Raw genomic sequence first — 18456 nt, forward strand, 5'->3', positions numbered from 1 at the left:
AACCCTTAATCCTCCGACACCATGAACCTTTCCCGATTTTTCATCGACCGCCCGATCTTCGCGGGCGTGCTGTCGGTGCTTATCTTTCTCGCAGGGCTGATCGCCATGCGGACGCTGCCGATCTCGGAATACCCCGAGGTCGCTCCCCCTTCGGTGGTGGTGCGCGCCCAGTACCCGGGCGCCAATCCCAAGGTGATTGCCGAAACCGTGGCCACGCCGCTGGAGGAATCCATCAACGGCGTGGAAGGCATGCTCTATATGGGCAGCCAGGCCACGACCGACGGCGTGATGACGCTGACCGTGACCTTCGCGCTGGGCACCGATCCCGACAAGGCCCAGCAGCTGGTGCAAAACCGCGTCTCCCAGGCCGAGCCGCGCCTGCCCGAGGAAGTGCGCCGCCTGGGCATCACCACGGTCAAGAGCGCCCCCGACCTGACCATGGTCGTGCACATGGTCTCGCCCAACGGCCGCTATGACATCGACTATCTGCGCAACTATGCCGTGCTCAACGTCAAGGACCGCCTGGCGCGCATCAAGGGTGTAGGCCAGGTGCAGATCTTCGGCGGCGGCGACTATTCCATGCGCGCCTGGCTGGACCCGCAGAAGGTGGCGCAGCGCGGTCTCTCGGCCGCCGACGTGGTGGCCGCCATCCGCGGCCAGAACGTGCAGGCTGCGGCCGGTGTGGTCGGCGCCTCGCCCGGTCTGCCTGGCGTTGACATGCAGCTGTCCATCAATGCGCAAGGCCGCTTGCAGACCGAGGAGGAGTTCGGCGACATCATCGTCAAGACCGGTGCTGACGGCGCGGTGACGCGCTTGCGCGACGTGGCCAGGCTGGAGCTGGGCGCGGCCGATTATTCGCTGCGCTCCCTGCTCAACAACGACCCCGCCGTGGGCATGGGCGTGTTCCAGGCCCCGGGCTCGAACGCCCTGGAGATCTCGGCCAATGTGCGCTCCACCATGGCCGAGCTGCAAAAGCACATGCCCGAGGGCGTGGAGTTCCGCATCGCCTACGACCCCACGCAGTTCGTGCGGGCTTCCATCAAGTCCGTGATCCAGACCCTGCTTGAAGCCGTGGCTCTGGTCGTTGTGGTGGTGATCCTGTTCCTGCAGACCTGGCGCGCATCCATCATTCCGCTGCTGGCCGTGCCGGTGTCGGTGGTGGGTACCTTTGCCGTGCTGCACCTGCTGGGCTTTTCCATCAATGCGCTGAGCCTATTCGGCCTGGTGCTGGCCATCGGCATCGTGGTGGACGACGCCATCGTGGTGGTGGAGAACGTGGAGCGCAACATCGAGGCCGGGCTGTCGCCGCGCCAGGCCACCTACCGCGCCATGCAGGAGGTGAGCGGGCCCATCATCGCCATCGCCCTGGTGCTGGTGGCAGTGTTCGTGCCGCTGGCCTTCATCAGCGGCCTGACGGGCCAGTTCTATCGCCAGTTCGCGGTGACCATCGCCATCTCGACGGTGATCTCGGCCATCAACTCGCTGACCCTGTCGCCCGCGCTGTCCGCGCTGCTGCTGCGCGGCCACGATGCGCCCAGGGACGCGCTGACACGCGGCATGGAGCGCGTGCTGGGCGGGTTCTTTCGCCGCTTCAATGCCTTGTTCCGTCGCGGCTCGGATGCCTATAGCGGCGGCGTGCAGCGCGTCATCGGCCGCAAGGCGCTGATGCTGGTGATCTACGCCGTGCTGGTGGGCGCGACCTGGGGTCTGTTCAAGCTGGTGCCCGGCGGCTTTGTGCCGGCCCAGGACAAGCAGTATCTGGTCGGTTTTGCCCAGTTGCCCGATGGCGCCACGCTGGACCGCACGGAAGACGTGATCCGCCGCATGGGCGAGATCGTCAAGAACAATCCCAATGTGGAGGATGCCATCGCGTTCCCCGGACTGTCCATCAACGGCTTCACCAACAGCTCCAACTCGGGCATCGTCTTTGTCACGCTCAAGCCCTTTGCCGAGCGCAAGCATGCCGACCAGAGCGGCGGTGCCGTGGCGGGCCAGCTCAACCAGGCCTTTGGCAGCATCCAGGAAGCCTTTATCGCCATGTTCCCGCCGCCCCCCGTGGCAGGCCTCGGAACGACCGGCGGCTTCAAGCTGCAGATCGAGGACCGTGCCTCGCTGGGCTACGACGCCATGGACGCGGCCGTGAAGGCCTTCATGGCCAAGGCCTACCAGACGCCCGAGCTGGCCGGCCTGTTCACAAGCTGGCAGGTCAACGTGCCCCAGCTCTATGCCGCCATCGACCGAACCAAGGCGCGCCAGCTCGGCGTGCCCGTGACGGATATCTTCGAGACACTGCAGATCTACCTGGGCAGCCTGTACGCCAACGACTTCAACCAGTTCGGCCGCACCTATAGCGTGCGCGTCCAGGCCGATGCCGCCTACCGGGCGCGTGCCGAAGACGTGGGCCTGCTCAAGGTGCGCTCCACCACAGGCGAGATGGTGCCGCTGTCGGCGCTGATGAAGCTCGAACCCAGCTTCGGGCCAGAACGCGCCATGCGCTACAACGGCTTTCTGGCCGCCGACGTGAATGGCGGGCCCGCGCCCGGCTTCTCCTCGGGCCAGGCACAGGCCGCCGTCGAGCGCATTGCTGCCGAAACCCTGCCGCCCGGCATAGGCTTCGAGTGGACCGAGCTGACCTACCAGGAAATCCTGGCCGGCAATTCCGCCGTGCTGGTCTTCCCCATCGCCATCCTGCTGGTCTTCCTGGTGCTGGCGGCGCAGTACGAAAGCCTGACCCTGCCGATTGCCATCATCCTCATCGTGCCCATGGGCCTGCTGGCCGCCATGACGGGCGTGTGGCTGAGCGGCGGCGACAACAATGTGTTCACGCAGATCGGGCTCATCGTGCTGGTGGGGCTGTCGGCCAAGAACGCCATCCTGATCGTGGAGTTCGCCCGCGAGCTGGAATTTGCCGGCCGCACGCCCGTGCAGGCCGCCATCGAAGCCAGCCGCCTGCGCCTGCGCCCCATCCTCATGACCTCGCTGGCCTTTGTCATGGGCGTGCTGCCCCTGGTGCTGTCCACGGGCGCGGGAGCCGAGATGCGCAGCGCCATGGGCGTGGCGGTGTTCGCCGGCATGATCGGTGTGACGGCCTTTGGCCTGTTCCTCACGCCGGTGTTCTATGTGGTGCTGCGTCGTCTGGCTGGCAACCGGCCCCTGCAGCAGCACGGCAGCCATGTGGCGCCGATCAGCGAGCCGGGTCACGGCGCCTCGGCCCTGCCCATGCCTGCTGCGCCGCGCGGCCATGACGAATAAGCCCAATCAACCATGGATTCCGATATGAAAACGATGCAAGGCATTCGATCCCTGATGCCGTCCCTGAGCGTGCTGACGGCAGCTTTGGTGCTGGCAGGCTGCGCCAGCGCACCGCCCACGGTGGCCGAGCATGCCGGCGTTGCCGTGCCAGCAAGCTTCAGCGCCCAGGCCGCAGCCGCGGGCTGGACGCAGGCTGCCCCGGCCGAGGCTCAGCCGCGCGGTGCCTGGTGGCTGGTATTTGCCGACGCCGAACTCAGCGCTCTGGTGGAGCGCGCGGGTGAAGCCAATGCCGATGTGCAGACCGCTGCGGCACGCCTAGCTGAAGCCCGCGCTTTGCTGCGCTCGGCCGATGCCCAGCGGCAGCCGCAGATCGGGGCCTCGGGCGGCGCTGTGCGCCAGGCCGGGCTGAGCACCGCGAGCGGCATGCAACCCGCAACCCTGGTCACGGCCGGCTTGAACTTCTCTTACGAAGCGGATCTGTTCGGCAGGCTGTCGCGGGCCAGCGAAGCGGCACGCGAGGATGCCAATGCACGCGAAGCACTGCTGCAGAGCACGCGCCTGATGGTGCAGGCTGATGTAGCGCAGACTTATCTGCAGCTGCGTTCGCTGCAGACCGAACGCCAGCTGGTCGAGCAGAGTCTGGTGGCCTATCGCGAGACCTTGACACTGATCGAGAAGCGCTTCCGGGCCGGCGATGCGGCAGAGCTGGATGTGGCGCGCATGCAGACCGAGGTTTCGGCCACCGAGGCCGAGACGCTGGCGCTGGAGCGCCAGCAGGCGGCCCTCACGCATGCGCTGGCCGTGCTGGTCGGCGATGTCGCCACTGGCTTCACGCTGGCTGCACAGCCTGTGCTGGCAACGCTGCCTGTGATTCCGGCAGGCGTGCCTGCGACGGTGCTGGCGCGCCGCCCCGATGTGTCGGCGGCCCAGGCTTCGGTGCTGGCTGCCCAGGCGCGCGTGGGCGTGGCGCAGGCTGCATGGTTTCCGGCCATCACGCTCACGGGCAATGGCGGCTATGCCTCGCCGGAGCTGGGCGATCTGTTCAAGTGGTCGGCACGCTCCTGGGGCATAGGCGCCTTGCTGTCCCTGCCCATCTTCGACGGCGGCCAGCGCGCAGCGCAGGAAGAGGGCGCCCGTGCGCGTCTGGAGGCAGCCGTGGCCGCCCAGCGCGGCCAGGTGCTCGCGGCCTTTCGGGATGTGGAGGATCAGCTCAGTGCCTTGCGTCTTCTCTCGGGTCAGGCCCATGTGCTGGGGCAGGCCGTGCAGTCTTCCGAGCGCGCCACCCATCTCTCGGACGTGCGCTACCGCAACGGTCTGGTGAGCCAGCTGGAGCTGCTCGATGCACGCCGCAACGAGTTGCGCAACCGGCGCCAGGCCCTGCAGGTGCGCACCGCGCAGTACACGGCCACAGTGGCGCTGATTCGTGCGCTGGGCGGAGGCTGGGATAGCGGTGAGCCGCCTGCGGCTCGCGGATGAGGAGGGGCCTGTTCCGGGCAGGCCTGAGCTGGGCCCAGATGCAGCATCATCGCAGGCTCTGTGCCGGCCCGCGTCTACCGCTGTCGGCAGCTGCCTCTCTGCGTTGAGTGATGAAGCTCGGCACAAAGGTCTTCGGCCGCTAAGAGGCGGGCTCTAGCCTATCCCCACGTGGTGACCGGATTGCAAAGCGCAGTCCTCAGTGCGCGTACCGCGCTATCTACCGTGGTGAGTACCGGCAGGTTCGACGCTTGCTCGCAAACCGCCCTGGCTCTTGCCATGCTGAACTGCGCCAGAGCGATACGGGTACATCCTTCGTCTCTCAATCGAGCGGCTTGGGCTGCAATGAGCGCGTCGTGGCGGGCCAGGTCTCCCGCATTCATGGCCTGCAACGCGCCTTCGGCCAGAGCCAGAACGAGGTCGGCATCCGGACCGAACTCGGGCGGCATCGACTTCAGCGTGGGAGCAAAAGTCGCGATGAGTCCAATTTTTCCGGGCTGTCGCAGTGCTTCGGCCACCATGGCCTCATTGGGCCGAAGCACCGGGAGGTCGGCATGCCGCGCAGCGACCGCATCGATGCAGGGTCCGAATGCCGAACAGGTGAAGAGAATAGCCTGGGCACCCGTGCCCACTGCGTAGTCGGCCAGGACCTCGAAGCGCCTGTGCATGGCTGTGTCGAGTCCGTGGCTGCTTCGTGCGAGGTCTGCCGACAGGCTGTCGTCCAGCAGGTTCATGCGAACGGCTTGCGGCCAGTCTCGGTCGAATGCGGCGTTGATGGGCTCGACCGAATGGCTAAGGGCGTGAATGAGAGCAATCCGAGTCATATGTTGGTGCCTGGAAGTTCGAGGATGTCAGATGCCCTTTGAAGAAGGGTTCTCGAAGCCTTCTCTGGTTTCTGCATTGAGTGGGTAGTTGATGTTGGTCCCCTTCGGTGGAATCGGCGACATGAACCACTTTTTGTAGAGTGTCTCCATTTCGCCTGATTTCATCATTCCGACCACCACGCGGTCTACCAGCGCCTTGAACTGCGGGTCGTCCTTGCGCAGCATCAGAGACTGATTTTCTGTGCGCAGGTTTTCACCCGTGATGATGAATTCCTTCGGGTTCTGGGTGTTCGCGATAAGACCTGCCAACAAGATGTCGTCGAGCACGAAGGCGGCTGCGCGGCCCGAATTCAGCAGCAGAAAGGAGTCGAGATGGTCTTTCCCGGACAATTGTGTGACCTCCAGCACCTTGCCACGGTTGGTTTCACGCAGGAGTCGGAACGAAGTCGTGCCTGCGGTGGTGACAACCGACTTGCCTTGCAAGTCAGCAATGCTCTTGATGCCTGAGCTGGCCTTGACTGCCATGCGCACGTTGTATCGGAAGATGTCCGGAGAAAATGCCACGTCCTTCTGGCGTTCTACCAAATTGGTCGTGGAGCCGCACTCAAGGTCGACCGTCCCGTTCGTCACAAGAGGGATGCGGTTCTGCGACGTCACCACCTGGTACTTGATATCGATTTTGGGCTGTTTCAGCTCGGCCTTGATGGCGTCCACAATTTTCATGCAGATGTCGAGGCTGTAGCCGATGGGGGTGGCGGTATCGGAGATGTATGAGAATCCGAAGGAGGCCTCGCGGTGACCCAGGGTGATAGTCCCGCTCTCCTTGATCTTTTTCAAAGTAGGCGACTCCTGTGCGAGGGCATCCAGTGCGGGGACAAGAGCAGTGGCCATCATGGCAGCAGCCGCGACGTTTCGGATAGACAAGCGCATGGTATTCCTGAATGAGAGAGTGGGGTTGAGAACGGGGAGTGGGAGTCTTCAGGCCGCGATGGCGGCTTGCCGGGTGATGGCGTCCACGGACTCTGCCAACAGACTGGCAATGGTCTTGAGCTCATCGCGGCTGGCGATATAGGGCGGTGCAAGCAGCACATGGTCTCCGTTGACTCCATCGACAGTGCCTCCGAACGGATAGCACAGCAGGCCCCGCGCCATGGCGTCCTTCTTGAGATTTGCATTGACCTTGAGCGCCGGGTTGAAGGGGCGTTTCTCGGCTTTGTCTGCAACCAGCTCAATGCCCCAGAAGAAGCCACGACCGCGCACGTCCCCCACGTGAGGGTGGTCGGCGAAGGTTTCGCGCAGCAGCGCACCGAAGAAGGCGCCGTCCTCCTGCACCTTGGCCAGAAGTCCGTCCCGGTGGATGACCCGCTGGACGGCAAGCGCCGCAGCACAGGCGACGGGGTGTCCTAGATAGGTGTGCCCGTGCTGGAAGAAGCCGCTGCCGAAAGACATGGCGTCAACAATGTGCTTTTTTGCAAGCACCGCGCCTATGGCCTGATAGCCGCCTCCCAGTCCCTTCGCGACGGTCATCAGGTCCGGGCTGATGCCTTCCTGCTCGCAGGCATGCAGAGTCCCGGTCCGTCCCATGCCGCACATTACTTCATCGAGGATGAGAAGCACGCCATGGCGGTCGCAGACTTCGCGCACGGCCTTGAAGTAGCCAGGTACCGGAGTCAACACGCCTGCCGTTGCTCCGCCCACGGTCTCTGCCACAAAGGCGATGACTCGCCCCGGACCTTGGGCGAGGATGGCCGTATCCAACTCTTGCGCCAGCCGTTGTCCATATTGCTCGGGAGTTTCTTCGGCGCGTTGTTCGCGATACGGGTAGCAAGGCGCCACATGCGTGGCAGGTACCAGAATGGGAGCGAAAGGGGCGCGGCGCCATTCGTTTCCGCCGACGGCCAGAGCACCCAGGGTATTGCCGTGGTAGCTCTGTCGCCGGGCAATGAAATGTGTGCGCTCAGGCTCTCCGATTTCCACAAAGTACTGGCGTGCCATCTTCAATGCGGATTCCACAGCCTCGGAGCCACCGCTGACCAGATACACATGGCTCATGCCTTCAGGCGCTGTGCGGATGAGCTCGTCTGCGAGTTCCTCGGCCGGCCGAGAGCTGAAGAAACTGGTATGCGCATAAGGGAGCTGGTCGATCTGGGCGTGCATCGCCGCAATCACGTCTGGATGTCCGTGGCCCAGTGATGAAACGGCTGCGCCCCCGGATGCGTCCAGGTAGCTATGGCCGCTGGCATCCTGAATTCGCATGCCGTGAGCCGATACGGCAACGGGTGGGGCGGTTCGCAGATGGCGGTGAAAGACGTGCGTCATGTGGAAGATTCCGAAAGCTGATACGGGTGCTTGGAGGCGTTGCTGTGTTTTGGAACTAATGTTCTATTAAAAGTATTTAATGGAACAAATGTTTCGTCAAGAGGTATTTTGCTGAGTTGTATGCTTTGGGAACATTTGTTCCATAAGCTTTCCAGCCAAGCATCTGGCGAGGAAAGCTTTCGATTGAGTCTTCAACCATGACTGTCAAAGACGAGCTGCGAGGCCGCTTCAACTCACTGAGTCCAGCTCTGCAGCGGATTGCGAAATACGTGCTGGACCATCCCAACGAAGTGGTCACCAGTTCGATGCGCACCGTGGGTATCAGTGCGGATGCACGTCCGGCGACGCTGGTGCGATTTGCTCAGCAGCTAGGATTTGCCGGCTGGCCGGAACTCAAGCAGGCGATTGCGCAGGAGATGGGCTTGGGTCGGGAAGCCTATGGCGACAGGGCCCGCTCTTTGCTGGAGCGCGCCAGTGAGCAAGGTCTGGCGGGCGAGATATTTCAGGTTCACAAGGCGAACCTTGAGGCCACGGAGCGTCATAGCAGGAGCGGGCTCAACGATGCGGCCGTCTTGTTGGAAGCGGCGCCCAATGTTCATGTAGCGGGGTTTCGTGCCTGCTTTCCCATCGCGTTTTCTTTCGTCTATGTGTATCGGCTTTTCAGAAATTCCGTGCATCTCATAGACGGCCAGGGCGGCTCTCTGGAGATGCAGACTCGATCCATGACCGAGGAGGATGCACTCCTGGTCATCAGCTTCGCGCCCTATTCCCGGGAGGTGCTGCAGGTGGTGGAAGCAGGCAAGCGTGCTGGCTGCAAAGTAATTGCCATTACCGATAGCGATGCCTCGCCGCTGTCGCTTTTGGCGGATGTGACGTTGCTTTTTTCGACACAGAGTCCTTCATTTTTTCCATCGATTACCTCGGGGATGGCATTGACAGAGTCGCTGCTGGAACTACTGGTCAGTCGCGCGGGCAAGCCGGTCATCGACCGCATTGAGAGGGCAGAGGCCCACCTGTTCGAGTCAGGCGCCTATGTGGATGCCGGGGGCCGTAGCCGAGGCAGCTAGTACCGCCGAGGGCGCGGGGCACCTAGCTCGTAACAGAGTGACGCGGCAGGGCACCCCATCTCCAATGACGCAGCAGCTCAGGAGGGCATGTATTGGAAAAGCCGGAGACGGCAGCGAGCCGTTGGTGCGGGCAATCGACGCAGCCCGCACGTGGTCGCTATGGTTTCGGTTGATTTGATGGGCGTCAAGGCAAGACTTGAGGCTCTGGAAACGCAGGTGCCAGTGGTGCTAGATTCATTGACGGTCCATGTGGATCGTCAATGGGTGCTTCATGAACATCACTTTTCACGGTGCGGCGCAGTCGGTTACGGGCTCCTGCTTTCTGGTCGAGGCGCATGGGTGTCGCTTTCTGATCGACTGCGGCATGGCCCAGGGCGGCCGCGAGGCTGACGAGCACAACCAGCAAGCCTTTGCCTTTGATGCCGAGGGCCTGGACTTCGTCGTTCTGACCCACGCGCACATCGATCACAGTGGCCTGCTGCCCAAGCTCGTGGCTCAGGGCTTCAAGGGCCCTATCTATGTCACTCTGGCCACCAAGGACCTGCTCGAAGTCCTGCTCAAGGACAGTGCCCATATCCAGATGATGGATGCCGAGCGGGCGGCGCGGCGTCAGCGCGAAGGCAAGCGGCGCGAGCGAGAGCCGGCGGTTCCTCTGTACTCGCTGGCCCATGTGGCGAGCACGCTGGAGCAGGTCCAGGCCATGCCTTATCGCCACAGCTTCGAACCTCATCCTGCGGTGACAGTATGTTTTCAGGATGCCGGGCATATTCTGGGCTCGGCCATTGTGGAGCTGTGGCTGGCAGATGGTCATGGCGGCTCGCGCAAGCTGGTGGCCAGCGGCGATCTGGGCCAGCCGGGGCGGGTGATCCTGCGCGACCCCACGCCGATCATGGATGCCGATCTGCTGCTCATCGAGTCCACCTATGGCGACCGGCAGCACAGGAGCACGGGCGATACCCTGGAGGAGCTGGTCGATGTGGTCACGCGCACGGTTCCCCATGGCAATGTGGTCATCCCGGCATTTGCCGTGGGGCGCACGCAGGAGCTGCTCTATCACTTTCTGCAGCTGATCCAGCAGCAGCGTCTGCCGCCGGTAGAGATATTTGTGGATTCACCCATGGCGGTGGCGGCCACGGACATCACGCTGCGGCACTTCGGCGTGTTCGACGAGGAGGCCAGGCAGTTGCTGGGCAGCGTCAAAAGACTCAAGGAGTCGCCGCACATTCATTTCATCAGCGATGTGGAGGACTCCATCAAGCTCAACCGCATCAGGAGCGGCGCGGTCATCATCTCGGCCAGCGGCATGTGCGATGCGGGGCGGGTGCTGCATCATCTGAAGAACAATCTCTCCAGGCCCGAGTGTGCCGTGGTGATCTGCGGCTTTCAGGCCGAAGGTTCGCTGGGGCGCAGACTGGTCGACGGTGCCAGGCTGGTGCGCCTGCTCGGCGATGAAGTCGAGGTCCGTGCCGGCATCCATACCCTGGGCGGCTTTTCGGCCCATGCCGACCAGCAGGCCCTGCTGGACTGGGCGGCCGCGTTCACCCGCCCGCCGCAGCAGACCTTTGTGGTGCATGGGGAGCCGCAGGCATCCCGGGCCTTGGCCGCGCTGCTGCACGAGCGCCTGCATTTCTCGGTGCAGGTTCCGCAGCCCGGCCAGGTCTTCGAGTTCTAGCGCGTGCCGGGAGTCTCCGATATGCGTAATCCTCCTTGCGCGCGCCCTGTTGCATGATGTTCTGGCGGCGAAGGCTGATGCCGGTCGAGACCGGATTCGTGCAGCGGCTTTTCGGCACTGCGCTGGATGAGCTGCTGCCCGGCATGCGTCTGCATGTGCGGCGTCTGGGCGATACCAGGCGGGCGCTGTCCCTGGGGGGCGGGCGCATCTATCTGCCGCGCAGCTTTTTTGAGCAGGCTGACCCGCATCGGCCGCTGCGGCTTGCCCACCCTGTGGTGGCAGGCGTCTTTGCCCATGAGCTGCTGCATCAGTGGCAGCGTCTGCAAGGCCGAGCGGTGACGTGGGAGGCGTTCGGCCTGCATCTGCGCGCGGCATGCCTGCGGCGCGACCCCTATCACTATCGGGTCTGTGCAGATCCGCAGCAGATGCTGCAGTGCTTTCTGGACGCAAGCGTGGAGCAGCAGGGGCAGATCTGGCAGGACCATGTTCAGGCCCTCGTGCAGGGCCAGCCTCTGGCCTGCATGTGCCTGATTGCCGAGCATGTGTTCCAGGCTCAAGCTGGCCAATCCAGGTTGGGCCGGGTCAGCAAAGGCTAGGCAGCCGGGTTGAGTGCGGCTATCAGATCGTGCTCGTCCACATCGCGCGCCGCGCCGAACCCTGCGACATGCCTGCCGCTTTGCGGCGTGATGCAGACAAAACGAAAGTCGCCCAGAGCCGTCATGGGCTCGGCTTCGGGAAAGCGCTCCAGATAGCTGGCCCGGGCGCCTTGCCACAGGCCGCTGTCGCGTGGCGGAGTGGATGCCACGCCCTGGATGCTGATGCGCTCCAGCGCATGCACGGCTTCGCCAGCGGACTCTGGCCTGCTCATCAGCAGGCTGACGGCGGGATGCCGCTCCATGGCCTGTGTGTGGCTGGCCAGCGCGCTGACATGCAGTACCAGACAGCTGAATTCGCCATTCCAGGCCCATGGCACCAGAGACAGGCCCGGGGCCGGAAGATATCCGGGCGCTGAAGAGCCGGCCTGCGGCTGTACGGCCAGGGCGGCGGTGCGCTGGCTGGCGAGTAGCTGGCGCAGCGACTGCTGCAGGCGTGATTCATGAGGCATTTGCGCATGGTAAGCCATAGCGCAGAGCCGGAGCAGGGCGAGCCGCGCCAGGCCGCACCAGTCGTCACCTGCGTGACCGACTGTTGGGGGCATCCCGGATGCCGGGCCGAGGTTGCAGGCCTAGTCTTGCGGATTGATTAGTCCACCCGGACTATGTATACGCTTTTCTGATTGCCTGACTCATGCCCGCTCACCACAAGTTTTGGCCTAATCGGCTACCATATTCCATCACCGTTCCAGCAACTAGCGTCTGGGAAAACCTTGCTATCAATGCCAGGCGCTACCCGGACAAGGCCGCGCTGGTGTTTCTGGGGCGCACCACGACCTATAAGCAGCTGTGCGAGGGCACGGAGCGCATGGCTGCCTATCTGCATGGCCTGGGCGTGAAAAAAGGCGACCGCGTCATCGTGCTGATGCAAAACAGCTCCCAGTTGGTGCTGGCGCATTACGCCATCTTTCGCGCCAATGCGGTGGTGGTGCCGGTCAATCCCATGAATACGGCAGAGGAGCTCAAGCACTACATCACGGATTCGGGCGCCAAGGTGGCCATCACCACGGCCGATCTGGCGCCGGAGCTGGCCAAGGCCAGCAATGCACTGGAACCCTCCGAGGCGCTGCAGCACTTGCTGGTGACACGGTTCACCGACGGCTTTGATGCCGATGTGCAGGGGCCGGATGCGCCGCCCGAAGCCTGGCGCAACTGGCTGCTGGGCGAGCGCGAGCCTGCCAGCTTGAACCACGGCCAGGTCCATGCATGGACGCAGGCGCTGGCCTGCAGCGAGCTGCCGCCGCCGCATACTGCGGGTCGTGACGACCTGGCATTGCTGCCCTATACCAGCGGCACCACGGGCCAGCCCAAGGGCTGCATGCACCTGCACCGCAGCATCAACCACAATGCCGTTTCCGGCGCGATGTGGGGCACGGGCAGCAGCGAGAACGTGGTGCTCGCCGTCGTGCCCATGTTTCACATCACGGGCATGGTGTCCGTGCTGCACAGTGCCATCTACATGGGGGCGACACTGATCATCATGCCGCGCTGGGAGCGTGAACTGGCAGGGCGCCTGATCTCGCACTATCAGGTCACGAGCTGGACCAATATCCCGACCATGGTGATCGATCTGCTGGCCAGTCCCAACTTTGCGTCCTTCGATCTCTCCAGCCTCAAATACATCGGCGGCGGCGGCGCCGCCATGCCCCAGGCCGTGGCCCAGCGACTGCTCGAGCAGTACGGGCTGCGTTTTTGCGAGGGCTATGGCCTGACCGAAACCGCCGCACCTTCGCACAGTAATCCGCCCGACCATCCCAAGCAGCAATGCCTGGGCATTCCCTTCATGAGTACCGATGCGCGCGTGATCAGCCCCGACACGCTGGAAGAGGTGGCCCAAGGAGAGCAGGGCGAGATCGTGGTCAACGGTCCCGAGGTGTTCGAAGGCTACTGGCAGCGCCCCGAGGCGACCGAGCAGAGCTTTATGGAGCTTGATGGCAAGCGCTTTTTCCGCACCGGCGACCTGGGGCGCGTGGATGAGGATGGCTACTTTTTCATCACCGACCGGCTCAAGCGCATGATCAATGCCAGCGGCTTCAAGGTGTGGCCGGCCGAGGTGGAGTCGCTGATGTTCCGCCATCCCGCGATTCAGGAGGCCTGCGTGATCTCCGCCAAGGATGCCTATCGCGGCGAGACCGTCAAGGCTGTGGTCGTGCTGCGTGCCGGCCATGAGGCGACGACGGCAGAGCAGATCATCCAGTGGTGCCATGACAATATGGCAGTCTACAAGGCCCCACGTCGGGTGCAATTCGTGACGGCTTTGCCCAAGAGCGGCAGCGGCAAGGTGATGTGGCGAATGCTGCAGGAGCAGGAAGCCGCGGTCTGAAATGCAAAGAGGGGGAGTGGCGGAAAGCAGCTGGAGTCGAACCAACCCGGGAGCGGCTGACGCCCCCCACCGGGTTTGAAGCCCGGCCGCGCCACCGGGCACGATTGCCTTCCTTCGAGTCAAGAGTGGAGGTTGCCACTCTTGTAGAAGATAAGACGGTGATTGTAGCCAGCAATCCGGCACCTGATGACAAACAGAACGTCAAGGCCGCATATCCGGCTCTATTCTGATTTGATAGCTTGTTGCGTAAGCGGGATAAGGAATCTGGACTGATTTCCGCTGATTTTCATTGCAGGCTCAGCGTGGCGTGCTATTCCAATGAACATCAGGGCGCAGCAGATGGGCGTCGCGCACGCGGCGCGTGTAGCCGGTTCGGTCGAAGAATTCGAGAATCTGGATGGCGCGCTTGCGGCCCAGACCCGTGGCGTCGCGGAATGCGCTGGCTTCCACTTCACCCCTGGCGTGCTGGCTGGCGATGTCGGCAACCAGGGCGGCGAGTTCGTCCATGCGCGACGGTGCATAGAACAAATCCTTGACGACCTGGAACAGCTGGCCCTGGCGCGAAAGCTTTTTGAGCAGCTGGCGCACCAGCTCTTCGCCAGCTGCATGGTCGCGCGCCAGATCGCGCACCCAGGGCGGGTCATAGCGGCCTGCAGCAATGGCGGGCAGCAGTTTTTCGGCCAGCGTCTGCTCGGCGCTGCTCAGCTGCACGCTGTGCTGCGGCAAATGCAGCCAGGCGCCGGTGCTGGCTAGCAACTGGCTGTTGAGCAGGGCATCGACCAGGCCCTGATAGAGCGCGTCGTAGCTGCCTTGCTGCAGGCCGGGCAAGGCCATGCGCCTCAGTCTGGCCGCGTTGACGCCGGGCTCGTCGGGCGATTTTTCATGAAAGCGCGCCAGGCTGTCGATGACCTGGGTCTGCAACTGCTGCCAGCGCTGCAGGCCAAGCACCAGGGCATCGCCGCCGGCGATGGGCAACTGGATGGTGTCGGCAAGGCTGGCCTCGGGGAAGGCATGGCCGCTCAGACGCACCAGCTGCGAACGCGCAATGCCGTGCGGGGCCTGTGCGATCAGCGGTCTGAAGTCGTTGCGGGCGATTAGCTGCTCCATGGCGTCGAGGTAGGCCATGCGCTCTGCGCTGCGGCGCTTGCGGCTCGGGGCATAGGGGTCGAGCACCATGCCGCCGGCGATGGTGCGGCTGGCCTGGGCGTTGCGCAGAATCAGGCGGTCGCCGGGCAGGGCAAAGACCGGCGCATCGAGCACCAACTGCACGCGGGCCTCGGTGCTGGGCTCTATGGCCTCGTCCTGCAGCAGCGCCACATGGCCCGTGGTGCGCTTGGTGCCCAGGTGCACATGGACTGGCGTCCACTGGGCCAGCAAGGGCGCTTCGCCGAGCAGGTGCAGATGAATGTCGAGGCGGTCCGTGGCCTGCAGCAGGCGTGGGTCCATGATCCAGTCGCCGCGTTCGATCTCGTCCTTGCCTATGCCCGCCAGATTGAGTGCGCAGCGCTGGCCGGCGACGCCGCTGTCGCTGCTCTGGTTCTGTGCATGAATGCTGCGCACGCGCACGGCCTGACCGCTGGTCGAATGCGCCAGCGTGTCGCCCACTCGCACCTGGCCATTGAAGACCGTGCCCGTGACCACCGTGCCCTGGCCCGGCAGCGTGAAGACGCGGTCCACGGCGAGCCGGAACAGTCCGTCTCGGGGACGCGCCTGCATCATCTGGGCCTGCACCTGCAGATGTTCGCGCAAGGCCTTTACGCCGGCATTGCCGGGTTCTGCGGCATTGGTCTCGAAGATGGGGCTGTCGGCCAGTGCAGTGACGCCGAGAATGGCGTTGATTTCGCGATGCACGTCGGCAATGCGCTGCGGCAGCACGCGATCGACCTTGGTCAGCGCCACGCTGCCACGCCTGACACCCAGCAGCTGCAGAATTTCCAGATGCTCCAGGGTCTGGGGCATGACGCCGTCGTCGGCAGCCACGACCAGCAGGGCGTGGTCAATGCCCACGGCTCCGGCGGCCATGGTGTGGACGAATTTCTCGTGGCCCGGCACGTCGATGATGCCCAGCACATCGCCGTTGGGCAACGGGCTGTAGGCATAACCGAGCTCTATGGAGATGCCGCGGGCTTTCTCTTCCTTGAGACGGTCGGTTTCCACGCCCGTGAGCGCACGCACCAGCGTGGTTTTGCCGTGGTCGATATGGCCTGCGGTTCCGATGATCATGGTGTGCTTGTAGTTTTGTTGGCTGCTGGCGCTTGTGTATCAAGCGATGCAAGGTGTTTTTGTATAAATTCCAGGGGCCGGGGCCATGGGACTGCCTCAGGCCAGCTGCGGCAGCTGCGCGGCAAACAGGGCCTGCGCCGGGTGTTCGAGACAGCGCAGATCCAGCCACAACGCATCGTCATGCAGCCGCCCGATCACGGGCCGGGGCAGGGCGCGAAAGCGCGCTTCGAGCCGGGTCAGCTGGCGACCCGCATGCTTGCCGCTGGCCGGATAAATCCTGAGGCCGAAGCTGGGCAGATTTTCCACGGGCAGGGCGCCGCTGCCGATCTGGCTGTTCATGGCCGCGATCTCCACCACATAGTCCTGGCCCAGTGCCTGCTGCAGCAGAGGCTGCAGCTGCTCGGCCTGGATCTGCATGTCGGCGGCCTGGCGCGTGAACAGGCGCAGCGTGGTCAACTCCTGGGCGAGCTTTTCAGGGTTCAGATACAGGCGCAGCGTGGGCTCCAGTGCCGCCAGGGTGATCTTGCCCACACGCAGCGCGCGTTTGAGCGGGTTCTTCTTGATCTGGGTGATCAGCTCCTTTTTGCCGACGATGATGCCGGCCTGCGGGCCGCCCAGGAGCTTGTCGCCACTGAAGGTGACGATGTCGGCACCGGACTCGACCGTCTCGCGCACCGTGACTTCATAGGGCAGGCCCCAGTCGCGCATGTCGATCAGCGTGCCGCTGCCCAGGTCCACAATCATCGGCAGATTGCTGTCGTGCGCAATGCGGGCGACATCGGCGTCGCTCACCGCCTTGGTAAAGCCGGTGATGGCGTAGTTGCTGCAGTGCACCTTCATGAGCGCGGCCGTGTTCTCGTCTATGGCCTCTGCATAGTCTTTCTCATGCGTGCGGTTGGTGGTGCCGACCTCGACGAGCCTGGCGCCGGCGCGGGTCATGACATCGGGAATGCGGAAGGCGCCGCCGATTTCCACCAGCTCGCCGCGCGAGACCACGACTTCCCTGCCCGTGGCCATGGTGGACAGCACCAGCAGCACGGCTGCGGCGTTGTTGTTGACAACGGTGGCGGCTTCAGCGCCGGTCAGCTCGCAGATCAGCGACTCGACCAGATCGTCGCGATCGCCGCGACCGCCATCTTCAAGGTCATATTCCAGGTTGGCCGGGGAGTTCATGGCCTGTACCACGGCATCGATCGCGGCCTGCGGCAGCAATGCGCGGCCCAGGTTGGTGTGCAGCACCGTGCCGGTGAGATTGAAGACGGCTTGCAGGCGTGGCGCAAACCGGGCCTGAAGCTGGCGCTGCGCAGCTTGCACGATGCTGGCGATGTCGGCCTGCACGCTCTGGCCAGGCTGATCGGCAAAACCCAGGAGCTGCTGGCGCAACCCCGTCAGCACATCGCGGACTGCCTTGGTGCAGGCATCGAGGCCGTAGGACTCGCGCAGCACCTGCATCTCGATCGCGAGCAAGACCTTGTCCACGGCGGGAAGCTGAGATGGGTGCGAAATTTCAGGGGCGGTCGCTGCGGTATTGCTCATGGCCAAGGTGTGTCGGGTCGTCAAAAAATGAAAAAGGCGGCAGGAGTTCCTGCCGCCTTCATTATGGTGGCGGTTGGAGCCGGCAGGTTTACGCCGCAGGGTCCACCAGTTCGTGATCGGCCTCGCCTTGCTGCTCTTCGGCCACGGCCACAAACAACAGAGGATTGGCGCTGGCGCGCTGGAACTGGGTCTCGCTCATCAGCAGATCCAGCATCAGGCTGGCCAGATCGTCGACGAGAGGTTCGACCATGGGGTTCTTTTCCTGATTCACGATCTTGCGGTAGCTGCCGCATTCGTCGCATGTCTCGGCCAGAACTTCTTCGCCCGAACCGTCAATGCCCTGGTAGTGGATGCCCTTGGTCGATTCGCAGTGCGTGCACTTGACGCGAACCATATGCCATTCGCAGGCACAGGTGCCGCAATGAGCGTAACGGTGACCGGCCACTTTGCCGCCAATGCGGATGACGCTGGCCACAGGCTCGCTGGCGCAGACGGGGCAGATGCTAGCGGGGTCGGTGTAGGGAACGTCGCGGCCACTGAGACTGGCCGAGCGCTTGGCAAAGGTCACTTGCAGCGCAGCCATGATGAAGGGTGCCATGCCCACGTGGCGGGCGGCGACTTCCTTTTGCAACAGCTTTTTGGCAATGTCTGCACGGGTCTCGGGAGTCAGTGCACGCAGCTCCTTGAGCAGGGGCTGCAGCGGTGCAGGCAGGCCTTCGCTACCCTGCAGCGTGTCGAGCATATTGTCCAGTACGGCTTGCCAGGCGGGATCGATGGTGTCCACTGCGGGCAGCAGGGGCATGGAGTGCTCCTGAGCACGCGCCATGAGTTCGGCATCGGGCGCAGATATCTCGATGGTGGCGGCAGCCTTGTGCTGCGCATCCATGATCTGGGCCACAAACAGCAGATAGTCTGCAATGGGATTGCCGTTGGCCAGCTGGCGCAGGCGTGCAGCGCGTTCGGCGAACAGACTGCTTACCTGGGGCAGCAAGATGCGGGGAAAGCTGGTGTGATCCAGTGCTTCGATTTCACCGGGTTGAAGAATGCGTTGCATTGACAGGGTTTCCAAATGAATCAGCCGCCGAGCGCCGATAAACGCTTGGCGGCTGGGTTG

13 protein-coding genes and 1 tRNA gene are annotated in these 18456 nt (G+C 63.7%); 6 read left to right on the forward strand and 8 right to left on the reverse strand.

The features are described from left to right. Window positions 1-21: 21 nt before the first annotated feature. Both EIC84_RS03060 and EIC84_RS03065 read left to right on the forward strand, forming a co-directional pair. Entirely contained in the window at window positions 22-3252 is a 3231-nt protein-coding gene (locus EIC84_RS03060; RefSeq protein WP_003066470.1) for an efflux RND transporter permease subunit, read from the forward strand. 12 nt (window positions 3253-3264) lie between these two features. After that, window positions 3265-4728 (forward strand): efflux transporter outer membrane subunit, encoded by a 1464-nt coding sequence (locus EIC84_RS03065; protein WP_050788978.1) that lies wholly within the window; start codon window positions 3265-3267, stop codon window positions 4726-4728. A gap of 158 nt (window positions 4729-4886) precedes the next feature. Here EIC84_RS03065 and EIC84_RS03070 read toward each other — a convergent pair whose 3' ends face one another. The 3 genes from EIC84_RS03070 to EIC84_RS03080 form a co-directional block, all read right to left on the reverse strand. Beyond that, complete coding sequence (locus EIC84_RS03070) at window positions 4887-5549, reverse strand: aspartate/glutamate racemase family protein (protein ID WP_003066474.1); 663 nt, start codon at window positions 5547-5549, stop codon at window positions 4887-4889. A gap of 27 nt (window positions 5550-5576) precedes the next feature. After that, entirely contained in the window at window positions 5577-6443 is an 867-nt protein-coding gene (locus tag EIC84_RS03075) for an amino acid ABC transporter substrate-binding protein (protein WP_080554162.1), read from the reverse strand. An 84-nt stretch (window positions 6444-6527) separates the two neighbouring features. Then, window positions 6528-7868 (reverse strand): aspartate aminotransferase family protein, encoded by a 1341-nt coding sequence (locus EIC84_RS03080; RefSeq protein ID WP_034362284.1) that lies wholly within the window; start codon window positions 7866-7868, stop codon window positions 6528-6530. A gap of 197 nt (window positions 7869-8065) precedes the next feature. Between EIC84_RS03080 and EIC84_RS03085 the strand changes: the two genes are divergently transcribed. From EIC84_RS03085 to EIC84_RS03095, 3 genes are all read left to right on the forward strand, one after another. Beyond that, entirely contained in the window at window positions 8066-8935 is an 870-nt protein-coding gene (locus EIC84_RS03085) for a MurR/RpiR family transcriptional regulator (RefSeq protein ID WP_003066482.1), read from the forward strand. A 271-nt stretch (window positions 8936-9206) separates the two neighbouring features. Next, window positions 9207-10607: an MBL fold metallo-hydrolase RNA specificity domain-containing protein gene (locus tag EIC84_RS03090; RefSeq protein ID WP_003066484.1), complete on the forward strand. Its 1401-nt coding sequence runs from the start codon at window positions 9207-9209 to the stop codon at window positions 10605-10607. 77 nt (window positions 10608-10684) lie between these two features. Further along, window positions 10685-11203 carry a hypothetical protein gene (locus tag EIC84_RS03095; RefSeq protein WP_003066487.1) on the forward strand — a complete coding sequence of 173 codons (519 nt, stop codon included), beginning with the start codon at window positions 10685-10687 and terminating at the stop codon, window positions 11201-11203. On the opposite strand, the gene EIC84_RS03100 is transcribed toward EIC84_RS03095, so the two are convergent. Further along, the gene (locus EIC84_RS03100) at window positions 11200-11712 is read right to left on the reverse strand and encodes a pyridoxamine 5'-phosphate oxidase (RefSeq protein ID WP_171832504.1); all 513 of its coding nucleotides are present in this window, start codon (window positions 11710-11712) and stop codon (window positions 11200-11202) included. The two genes, EIC84_RS03095 and EIC84_RS03100, sit on opposite strands and share 4 nt — an antisense overlap. Window positions 11713-11894: 182 nt before the next feature. On the opposite strand from EIC84_RS03100, the gene EIC84_RS03105 reads away from it, so the two are divergent. Continuing rightward, the gene (locus EIC84_RS03105) at window positions 11895-13583 is read left to right on the forward strand and encodes a long-chain fatty acid--CoA ligase (protein WP_034362288.1); all 1689 of its coding nucleotides are present in this window, start codon (window positions 11895-11897) and stop codon (window positions 13581-13583) included. 17 nt (window positions 13584-13600) lie between these two features. Here the strand turns inward: EIC84_RS03105 and EIC84_RS03110 are convergent. The 4 genes from EIC84_RS03110 to fdhE form a co-directional block, all read right to left on the reverse strand. After that, window positions 13601-13696, reverse strand: a tRNA-Sec gene (locus tag EIC84_RS03110). Window positions 13697-13880: 184 nt separating this feature from the next. Next, on the reverse strand, window positions 13881-15806 hold the full coding sequence (selB, locus tag EIC84_RS03115) for a selenocysteine-specific translation elongation factor (RefSeq protein WP_003066493.1): 1926 nt from the start codon (window positions 15804-15806) through the stop codon (window positions 13881-13883). 96 nt (window positions 15807-15902) lie between these two features. Further along, entirely contained in the window at window positions 15903-17342 is a 1440-nt protein-coding gene (selA, locus tag EIC84_RS03120) for an L-seryl-tRNA(Sec) selenium transferase (protein ID WP_003066495.1), read from the reverse strand. An 88-nt stretch (window positions 17343-17430) separates the two neighbouring features. Then, complete coding sequence (gene fdhE, locus EIC84_RS03125) at window positions 17431-18396, reverse strand: formate dehydrogenase accessory protein FdhE (protein WP_003066497.1); 966 nt, start codon at window positions 18394-18396, stop codon at window positions 17431-17433. Window positions 18397-18456: the final 60 nt, after the last annotated feature.

Source organism: Comamonas sp. A23 (assembly GCF_004522605.1).
In the GTDB taxonomy this organism is placed as follows: domain Bacteria; phylum Pseudomonadota; class Gammaproteobacteria; order Burkholderiales; family Burkholderiaceae_C; genus Comamonas; species Comamonas thiooxydans.

What these genes read in the sequence shown, in the direction of transcription:
- EIC84_RS03060 (WP_003066470.1), top strand. Translation starts at nt 22, where the DNA reads ATGAACCTTTCCCGATTTTTCATCGACCGCCCGATCTTCGCGGGCGTG.
- EIC84_RS03065 (WP_050788978.1), top strand. Translation starts at nt 3,265, where the DNA reads ATGGATTCCGATATGAAAACGATGCAAGGCATTCGATCCCTGATGCCG.
- EIC84_RS03070 (WP_003066474.1), bottom strand. Translation starts at nt 5,549, where the DNA reads ATGACTCGGATTGCTCTCATTCACGCCCTTAGCCATTCGGTCGAGCCC.
- EIC84_RS03075 (WP_080554162.1), bottom strand. Translation starts at nt 6,443, where the DNA reads ATGATGGCCACTGCTCTTGTCCCCGCACTGGATGCCCTCGCACAGGAG.
- EIC84_RS03080 (WP_034362284.1), bottom strand. Translation starts at nt 7,868, where the DNA reads ATGACGCACGTCTTTCACCGCCATCTGCGAACCGCCCCACCCGTTGCC.
- EIC84_RS03085 (WP_003066482.1), top strand. Translation starts at nt 8,066, where the DNA reads ATGACTGTCAAAGACGAGCTGCGAGGCCGCTTCAACTCACTGAGTCCA.
- EIC84_RS03090 (WP_003066484.1), top strand. Translation starts at nt 9,207, where the DNA reads ATGAACATCACTTTTCACGGTGCGGCGCAGTCGGTTACGGGCTCCTGC.
- EIC84_RS03095 (WP_003066487.1), top strand. Translation starts at nt 10,685, where the DNA reads ATGCCGGTCGAGACCGGATTCGTGCAGCGGCTTTTCGGCACTGCGCTG.
- EIC84_RS03100 (WP_171832504.1), bottom strand. Translation starts at nt 11,712, where the DNA reads ATGCCTCATGAATCACGCCTGCAGCAGTCGCTGCGCCAGCTACTCGCC.
- EIC84_RS03105 (WP_034362288.1), top strand. Translation starts at nt 11,895, where the DNA reads ATGCCCGCTCACCACAAGTTTTGGCCTAATCGGCTACCATATTCCATC.
- selB (WP_003066493.1), bottom strand. Translation starts at nt 15,806, where the DNA reads ATGATCATCGGAACCGCAGGCCATATCGACCACGGCAAAACCACGCTG.
- selA (WP_003066495.1), bottom strand. Translation starts at nt 17,342, where the DNA reads ATGAGCAATACCGCAGCGACCGCCCCTGAAATTTCGCACCCATCTCAG.
- fdhE (WP_003066497.1), bottom strand. Translation starts at nt 18,396, where the DNA reads ATGCAACGCATTCTTCAACCCGGTGAAATCGAAGCACTGGATCACACC.